This window comes from Sporomusa sp. (assembly GCF_035561155.1).
Lineage (GTDB): Bacteria > Bacillota > Negativicutes > Sporomusales > Sporomusaceae > Sporomusa.
Window position 1 is genome coordinate 35,051 of sequence record NZ_DATMYD010000158.1, and the last position, 7,017, is coordinate 42,067.

At 44.5% G+C, this 7,017-nt stretch carries 10 protein-coding genes and 1 pseudogene; all 11 read right to left on the bottom strand.

Annotated elements, in window-relative coordinates; genetic code table 11:
- Positions 1-128: 128 nt before the first annotated feature.
- Positions 129-1,622 (bottom strand): sodium:solute symporter family protein, encoded by a 1,494-nt coding sequence (locus VN447_RS21920; RefSeq protein WP_325528360.1) that lies wholly within the window; start codon positions 1,620-1,622, stop codon positions 129-131.
- Between the two features lie 22 nt (positions 1,623-1,644).
- Positions 1,645-1,848, bottom strand: a complete 204-nt coding sequence (locus tag VN447_RS21925) for a DUF3311 domain-containing protein (protein ID WP_325528362.1) — start codon at positions 1,846-1,848, stop codon at positions 1,645-1,647.
- Between the two features lie 228 nt (positions 1,849-2,076).
- The gene (locus tag VN447_RS21930) at positions 2,077-2,838 is read right to left on the bottom strand and encodes a 4Fe-4S binding protein (RefSeq protein ID WP_325528364.1); all 762 of its coding nucleotides are present in this window, start codon (positions 2,836-2,838) and stop codon (positions 2,077-2,079) included.
- A 58-nt stretch (positions 2,839-2,896) separates the two neighbouring features.
- On the bottom strand, positions 2,897-3,340 hold the full coding sequence (locus VN447_RS21935) for a MarR family winged helix-turn-helix transcriptional regulator (RefSeq protein ID WP_325528366.1): 444 nt from the start codon (positions 3,338-3,340) through the stop codon (positions 2,897-2,899).
- Between the two features lie 266 nt (positions 3,341-3,606).
- Complete coding sequence (locus VN447_RS21940) at positions 3,607-4,116, bottom strand: ECF transporter S component (protein WP_325528368.1); 510 nt, start codon at positions 4,114-4,116, stop codon at positions 3,607-3,609.
- 82 nt (positions 4,117-4,198) lie between these two features.
- Positions 4,199-4,576 carry a response regulator gene (locus VN447_RS21945; protein WP_325528370.1) on the bottom strand — a complete coding sequence of 126 codons (378 nt, stop codon included), beginning with the start codon at positions 4,574-4,576 and terminating at the stop codon, positions 4,199-4,201.
- A gap of 144 nt (positions 4,577-4,720) precedes the next feature.
- Positions 4,721-5,344, bottom strand: a complete 624-nt coding sequence (locus tag VN447_RS21950; RefSeq protein WP_325528372.1) for a cupin domain-containing protein — start codon at positions 5,342-5,344, stop codon at positions 4,721-4,723.
- An 18-nt stretch (positions 5,345-5,362) separates the two neighbouring features.
- Positions 5,363-5,812, bottom strand: a complete 450-nt coding sequence (locus tag VN447_RS21955; RefSeq protein WP_325528374.1) for a EutP/PduV family microcompartment system protein — start codon at positions 5,810-5,812, stop codon at positions 5,363-5,365.
- Positions 5,813-5,814: 2 nt separating this feature from the next.
- Positions 5,815-6,159, bottom strand: a complete 345-nt coding sequence (locus VN447_RS21960; RefSeq protein WP_325528376.1) for a BMC domain-containing protein — start codon at positions 6,157-6,159, stop codon at positions 5,815-5,817.
- 24 nt (positions 6,160-6,183) lie between these two features.
- A complete protein-coding gene (locus VN447_RS21965) occupies positions 6,184-6,732 on the bottom strand; it encodes a BMC domain-containing protein (RefSeq protein ID WP_325528378.1) in 549 nt (182 codons plus the stop codon).
- Positions 6,729-7,017, bottom strand: a pseudogene (locus tag VN447_RS23340) (NADH-quinone oxidoreductase subunit J); the annotation flags it as partial. The gene VN447_RS21965 and the pseudogene VN447_RS23340, both read right to left, overlap by 4 nt.

Below are 7,017 nucleotides of genomic sequence, written 5' to 3' on the forward strand. Positions count from 1 at the left end.
CTTTCTTGACAGGATGTCGAATGCTACCTTTTAACTGCTATTTCTTTAGTAGACTTAATTTTCCTTTAGTAATTACACAAAAAGAAATACGACAAGAGAGCCGCATCTCCTGTCGCATCTTAAAATAACTATTTCTTGCTAACTACCCCGGCACCCGCGTAGTTGTGCTTTTCACTCTCGACTTTTACCGGACTATAGGTTATCAAGCTGACCGCAACATAACTAACCAAGTTGACAACCAAAGCAACAAACCCGGCATTCAAATTCATTCCGGCAATTGGGAACGGATCCATTTTACCCAGAATTAAAGCGAATACTAAAATTTCGCCAATAATTAATCCAGTATATGCGCCTAGTTTAGTCGCCTTTTTCCAGAAAAGACCCAATACAATCATTGGGAAGAACTGGGTTACACCTGAGTAGCCGGTAAGAAGTAAGTTAACCAGCATATTAGGAAGATATATAGCCAAACATAAAGCGATCGCTGTAATCACCAATACTGTGGCACGGGCGAGACGGGCCAAGTGCTCGGGGGTAGCATCTTGCCCAATGGTTTTGCAATAAATCCCCCTGGTGAACAGCATTGAAGTAGATAGGAGCAAATCAGCCGCTGGAATCATACAAGCTAATGCACCGGCACCTCCAACCAGCCCAAGAGCCCAGCCAGGAAAAGTCTTCTGTACCATTGTCATAAAAGCCATATCCGGCGTTTTTAACGGCGAATCCAGAACCAATAAAGCAGTAAAGCCAACTAACATAGGAAAAAGGAAACATATTTGATAAAGCGGTAAGTAAACGGCATTGTGCCGGAGAACGTCAGGATTACGGGCGCTAAAGCTGTTGGGTACAAAATGTGGCCACATATAGAACCCTAAGCCTGTAAGCGTTAAAGTGGACATAACCCAACTTACGTCAAAATTCTTAGTGCCCCCTGGCAGCGTCAGGAATCCTGGCTTCGCGGCATCCAAAGCCTCAAACATACCGCCTACACTGCCAAAATAATGAATAGGAAGATAAAGGCCAAAGAAGGCAACCGCAACAATCATCGCAACGTCTTTAATCACGGCCGTTGCCGCAACGCCTTTTAACCCGCTTAAATAAACAAAAGATGCCACTAGAACGAAGGCAATTAACATAGCGGGAATACGTGTAAGTTGACCATAAGAGCAAGTTTCAATGATCAATCCTAATCCAGTTAGCTGTAGCTGCAAATAGGGCAGCAGGAATGCCACTCCAATTATAGCGGTAATTACGGCTAATGTTCTGCTTTTATATAAATGTTCGACTAAATCCGGTTGGGTCATTAATCCGTACTTTTTACCAAGTGGAGAAATCTTCGGCAATACATAATAGCCTACAACGTATGCCAAAGCACCATAACCTATCATATAAAACGTCGGAGCCCCCCGGTTGTAAGCCCAACCGCTAGCACCAAGAAAAGCAAAAGCGGTATAGATTTCGCCAGCTAGTACAAACCAACTTAACCATCTGCCAAAATTACGGCCACCAACCGCCCATTCTTCAAGGTTCATTTTCTTCTTCATACCAGGCATTATACCAACAATCGTGGCACTAATTATAAACAAAAAGATAACTATAAGTGAAACTATTTCATCCCCCATAATTCCATACCACCTCTAAACATTATTCTAAAGAATTGCTGCCGTTGCGTGAATCAATCTTGTAGATTATTCGTAAGCAGGTAAAGGCTACAAATATTCCGGCTACTAACCAAAACGCTAAGAAAGGCAGACCCATTATAATTGGGTGTACCCTATTCACAAAGGGAATCATGCCAACGATCCAAATAAAAGGAATCAGCGTTAAGATTATTTTTAGTATATTCATTTTTTCCCCCCCCTTTAATAAAAAAATAGAGGCGCCATGTGGCGCCTCGTCTGTGAGGTTTAAATATGTGTGACCCGTTTCTTATTATAATACAACTTTTTCCATACCGCAATCAGTTTTTAACAGTTTTATTATAGGACAGTGCCCCTCGTTTTGCTGGATTACAACAAAAGCACGCCAGTGGCGTGCTTTTGTACCGGACTACTCCACTTCCCGTCTTTGCACCCTCTAAGATAATCCTATAGGGCAACTCTTCAGACAGTTGAAACACATATACTGATTTCCTAAATACGCCGCTTGTCTCAGCCGGGCGTATTGTTCATCCATAAGCATATTTTTTTGTTCTTCAGGCGAACTACCTAAACGCTTCATTTGGAAAGTAATATCGGCTCCCAAGCCATAAGGTTGCGAATGGCCTAAGCATTTCATTACATCTGTTTTTCCTTCTTCATCTAACGCTCTTGCAGGGCAATTTTCAACACAAAGATTACAATGAATACAAAAGTCTTGGTCGCATTTTGCAGAGGGCTGTAATTCAAGATTAGTAATAATACTGGTAAAAATAACACGTGTGCCAAACCGGGGATGAATAACGAGATTATGGCGGCCAAAAGTTCCTAAGCCAGCAGCAATGGCTGCATGCCGTTGGGAAAAATCAGCTATAGCTCTTCGGTCATTATGCATTTCAAAAGGATACGAAAGCGGTATCGTAGCCACTTTTGCATTGTATTTGTTCTCCAAAAGTCGCGCAATCCGGTAGCTAGAAGTTCTTGCAAATGACCCTAAATCCAAATAACCATTCTGAGCTGCACTCATACTGGGACTTTCACAACTTGTCAGCGGTTTAAATGCCAACACAATAATCGATTTTGCATCAGGCAAAAACTTTGTAATTTCATATGACTTCGGGCTTTGATAATCCTTGACACAGGCAAAACCAACGTCATCCACCCCTAACTCCAAAATATAATCTCTAATTTGTTTGTCCATTACCTATCACTCCCCATTTATTATATATGTGTATATGCACTAATTTATGAAAAAAAAATTATTGCACTAGCGCTTCTAGTTTTGAGATCAAATACTTAAACTGCTCTACCTCTGTATCACCCAGGTATTCCTGCAGTGATGCCTGCGCTTCGTCCCATAACGTCGACGCGGTACTTAGTGCAGACTTTCCAGCTTCGGTAAGCATTACTATCCTGGAACGGGGATCTTCACCAGTGTTGACCTCTATGAGACCAATCTCAACGAGCGGCTTCATATTCCGGTTTAGAGTAGTTCGGTCAATGCGCATGGCTTTGGCCAGGTCACTGATTGTAACCGGCTCCACCTGCTCAAGATGCCGCAATAGTGAATACTGCGTAATTTTAATTCCGCTTGGTTCCAAAACCTTTTCATAAAATTCGGTCACCGCCCGGGAAGCCCGCCGTATATTAAGACATAGACAGGGGCTAGGACTTTTAGGATAGTATCCAGCAATATGCTTCATTGCACTAACGCCTTTCCTATATATTACAAAAGCCAACGTGTATATGCACACATATATATTATTTGTTATAATATAACCAAATTGCTGTCATGTCAATATTAATAATCTAATTATTGTCTAATTATTTATCTATTAAAGGGTGAATCCTTAAGCACATCCCCTTCTTTCATCCCTATACTACCCCACCACTGTCACAGGAATCACCATGGTTTTCCCTGCCCCAGATCCACTAAAGCTAAATCTCTTACTTTTTTGATATTCATTTTTTAACCTTTATACTCTAGCACAGCCTTGCCCAGCAACCGGTATATAACAAATGCTACTAAAACATTAAGTGCAGCGACGCCGGAAAGTATCGGCACAAAATAGATTATTCCGGTTTGCCCTATAATCGGTACCAGTAACGGCGATAAAACAAGTAGTCCTATCGGTCCATTGATTAAAACTGCCGCTCCACCGGACAATAACGCCCCTTTTACAGAGAATTGGATACCATCGGCCAAGCGCCTATATATTATGCCGAAAATAGCCATGGTAGCCGCCATAATACACATAGTTATCAAATGAACAGGCAGTGACAAAGGAAACCCGGACAGCACAGCAGTGAGGAAATGTCCGGCTGCACCGATGACGGCGCCATACGCCGGGCCAAGGACCAGTGTTCCCAAAAATCCTGGCAGGGAATCAAAGGCAATGCTCCCTAGCACCTTTACATTAGCCCCGATAAAACTCAGTGCGATAAACAAAGCCGCTAAAACATTTGATTGTAAGTTCAAAAATCTTCCTCCTGTTGACTATGGCCAGTCTCTGATTGTTCCATACTACCTTTGAATATTTGGAGGATAATAGCCGCTTTGCTTAACCTGACTTACTATGTGTAATACAATGTAAACTACGCACCAATTTCTCCGGACGGACAGGTTTCAGCATATAATCGACTGCCCCCAATTTAGCGGCAGCCTTTACATAATTCGAATTGCCGGATGCAGTTAAAAAAATTATTTTAGCCTCCGGTACGATTGCACGCATATATTTAGCAGCATCCAGACCGGTCATTTCCGGCATACGGATATCCATAAGAACAATATCGGGCTGTACCTGGGCTGCAACCTGCAAAGCCAGTGCACCGTCACTGGCCTCACCTACAACCGATATTTCCGGGCAATGCCTGTCTATAATAAAGCGAATGGCCTGCCGCTCCAATTCTTCATCATCTACTACGATTAGCTTATACATTTGCTATCCCTGCCTTTAAACAAGCTTGCTTTGTCTTTAGAGTCCCAAGGGCTAACCTAATTAAAATAGGTCAGCCCCTTTTTTTGAAGAGTAGTATTAAAAATCCAAACAATCGTCTGTGCCTCAGATGCAGTAATTTGCCCTTTATAAATCAGACCAATTTGCTGGGTAGGTAACATAAAATACTTTGGCTTGATTCGGCGACCCAAAAACTACCCGAGTGTCCTTTGGTATATAGAGTACATCGCCGGCTACACAGGTATACACTTTGCCGCCGGTTTCTACTGTAAAAGTACCTTCTACCACATAATCCACTTCATCATATGTTAAATTCCAGGGAAGCTCAGAACAGTCAAATGCCATAAAGCCTGCGGCGAGATTGGCCTCCCTGGCAGTAATTACATCTATCAGTTTTATATTTTGTCCGGGAGGTGCCTGATCAAAAGGCTGCAATACTACGCTTGCACCTTTCACTTGGGTAACTTTGGGATTAGTGCAAGCTGGTTTTAAAAGCTCGGATAACACTTTACGAACTTCTGTTTCAAGAGCACCGGCTGTGTCCGCAGGCTTAGCATCGCTATTGCTGGTTATGTCCTGCCGACTACTTTCGCCCTGTAGCTCTTTGGAGTTTCCCCGGACAATCTGAATACCAAGCTCTTTGGCTAGGTCCTGTGCCGAGGGAGTCAATACACTCTGTGGCGGAATTACCACTCGCTTACCGGTTTCAGCCATTTGCCGCAAGGTTGTAGCAGAAATTAGTTTTTTCACGCCCACACCCCCTTTTCATTATTCTGATTGACTTGTCAATCTTGACATATGTAGAGCAAGTTCTTGTATACCATCGCCATTCTTAGCAGATACATGATATATCCGGCCAACAATACCGGCTTTACGCAAATTATTCTCGGCAATATCCGGGCAAGCATCATGATGATCTACTTTGGTAACGATCCCAATAACCGGCCTGCGGAAGGCTGTGGCAAATTTAGGCGGAAAAGGACAGTTGCGGCGGGTTGCATCATGCAAGGCCCAGACTTCAACTGCTCCAAAACTGGCGTCAATCAACACATGATAATAGCGCGGTATTTCTAAATATTCACCCGGACAATCAATAAAAATGCTGGAGTAATCCAATGATTGCGTTTTTAAATATACCAGCGACTCGTTCAACAGCCTTTGTTTTAAGGTAGTTTTGCCAGCGCCGATACCGCCCATAAGAAGAATCTTGTTTTTCATCGTCAACTCCGTGTCACTTCCGCCGCTGAAAACCCTAATATGGTAACAAGAGTATTCACTGCCGCCCGGACAGCCGCCTCGACATCGGCTACGTCCCCGGTTAGTACGAGCGAGCCGGTAAACCGGTCAACAAATCCGATTTCAACATTGCCGGCCTTTGATGCAGCATCGGCGGCAATAATAGCTGCCTCACTGGGGGTAATTGTCATAATGCCCAAGGCTCCGTCACCGCCAATCCCCAGCCGCTCATGCAAGTTTCCTTGCGGATTAGGCAGGATATGGGCCATAGTTACCTGTTTGCCTGGAACATATTCTTGAATCATTCGCTGTTTTTGTCCTGTAGTCATTCCCCTGTCACCCGCCTTCCGACTTTATTTAAAGCTGTCAATTACCTGCTGATTAGGACGGGGAATGACTATGCTATATACCAACATCCCCTTGCTTGCTGCCAGTTCGCTGCCGGCAGCAACAGCCGCTTTGACGGCAGCTACTTCGCCGGTCACGATACTGTAGCTTTTTCCTCCGATGCCAAACGCCATATGCAGCCTAACCGGCATGACTGCAGCCATTTTGACAGCCGCATCGGTGGCCTCAATCGACGCCGCCACACTATAGGTTTCAATAATGCCAATTGCTTTCACATTGGTTAAGTCATTGCCGCCCCCGATGGCTGGTAGAATGGACGGATGCACATTGGGGATGACAAAGTGATCCACCGTGTGCTGTGCCCCCAGTTCAATGCCGGCATTGATCGATTGCCTGACTGACGAGACATCCCCGCTCACGAGCACCATATATTTACCAGGGCAAAGGTGTTTAGCCACTAGCAGGGTCACGTCAGCCGTCTTCGCCATGATATCAGAGGCCTCAATTCCTTTCGCTATACTGGTAAACTCAACAACGCCAATGGCATTAATCATTCGGAGCCACCCCCTTTTCGAATCGTAATCGCTTGCAGTGAAACCTGCTCAAAAATCCCCGTTATGCTGGCATGAACCGGAGCGCCTAAGGCACCAGCCGGCATCTCAGCGATCAATTGTCCTGCGGTAACCGTGTCCCCTTCTTTGACAACCGGGACTGACGGAGCCCCAATATGTTGGTGTAAAGGAATGCTCACCCGCTCCGGCGCATATAGCTCAGGCTGCAGCGGTGCTTCCGGTGGATACCATGGCTGTAGATTGAGGCGTGAGACTAAACGGGCTGAG

Excerpts from the sequence above, each read along its gene's own strand:
- VN447_RS21965 (WP_325528378.1), bottom strand. The coding sequence starts at position 6,732 with ATGATTAATGCCATTGGCGTTGTTGAGTTTACCAGTATAGCGAAAGGA.
- VN447_RS21955 (WP_325528374.1), bottom strand. The coding sequence starts at position 5,812 with ATGAAAAACAAGATTCTTCTTATGGGCGGTATCGGCGCTGGCAAAACT.
- VN447_RS21960 (WP_325528376.1), bottom strand. The coding sequence starts at position 6,159 with ATGACTACAGGACAAAAACAGCGAATGATTCAAGAATATGTTCCAGGC.
- VN447_RS21920 (WP_325528360.1), bottom strand. The coding sequence starts at position 1,622 with ATGGGGGATGAAATAGTTTCACTTATAGTTATCTTTTTGTTTATAATT.
- VN447_RS21930 (WP_325528364.1), bottom strand. The coding sequence starts at position 2,838 with ATGGACAAACAAATTAGAGATTATATTTTGGAGTTAGGGGTGGATGAC.
- VN447_RS21945 (WP_325528370.1), bottom strand. The coding sequence starts at position 4,576 with ATGTATAAGCTAATCGTAGTAGATGATGAAGAATTGGAGCGGCAGGCC.
- VN447_RS21925 (WP_325528362.1), bottom strand. The coding sequence starts at position 1,848 with ATGAATATACTAAAAATAATCTTAACGCTGATTCCTTTTATTTGGATC.
- VN447_RS21935 (WP_325528366.1), bottom strand. The coding sequence starts at position 3,340 with ATGAAGCATATTGCTGGATACTATCCTAAAAGTCCTAGCCCCTGTCTA.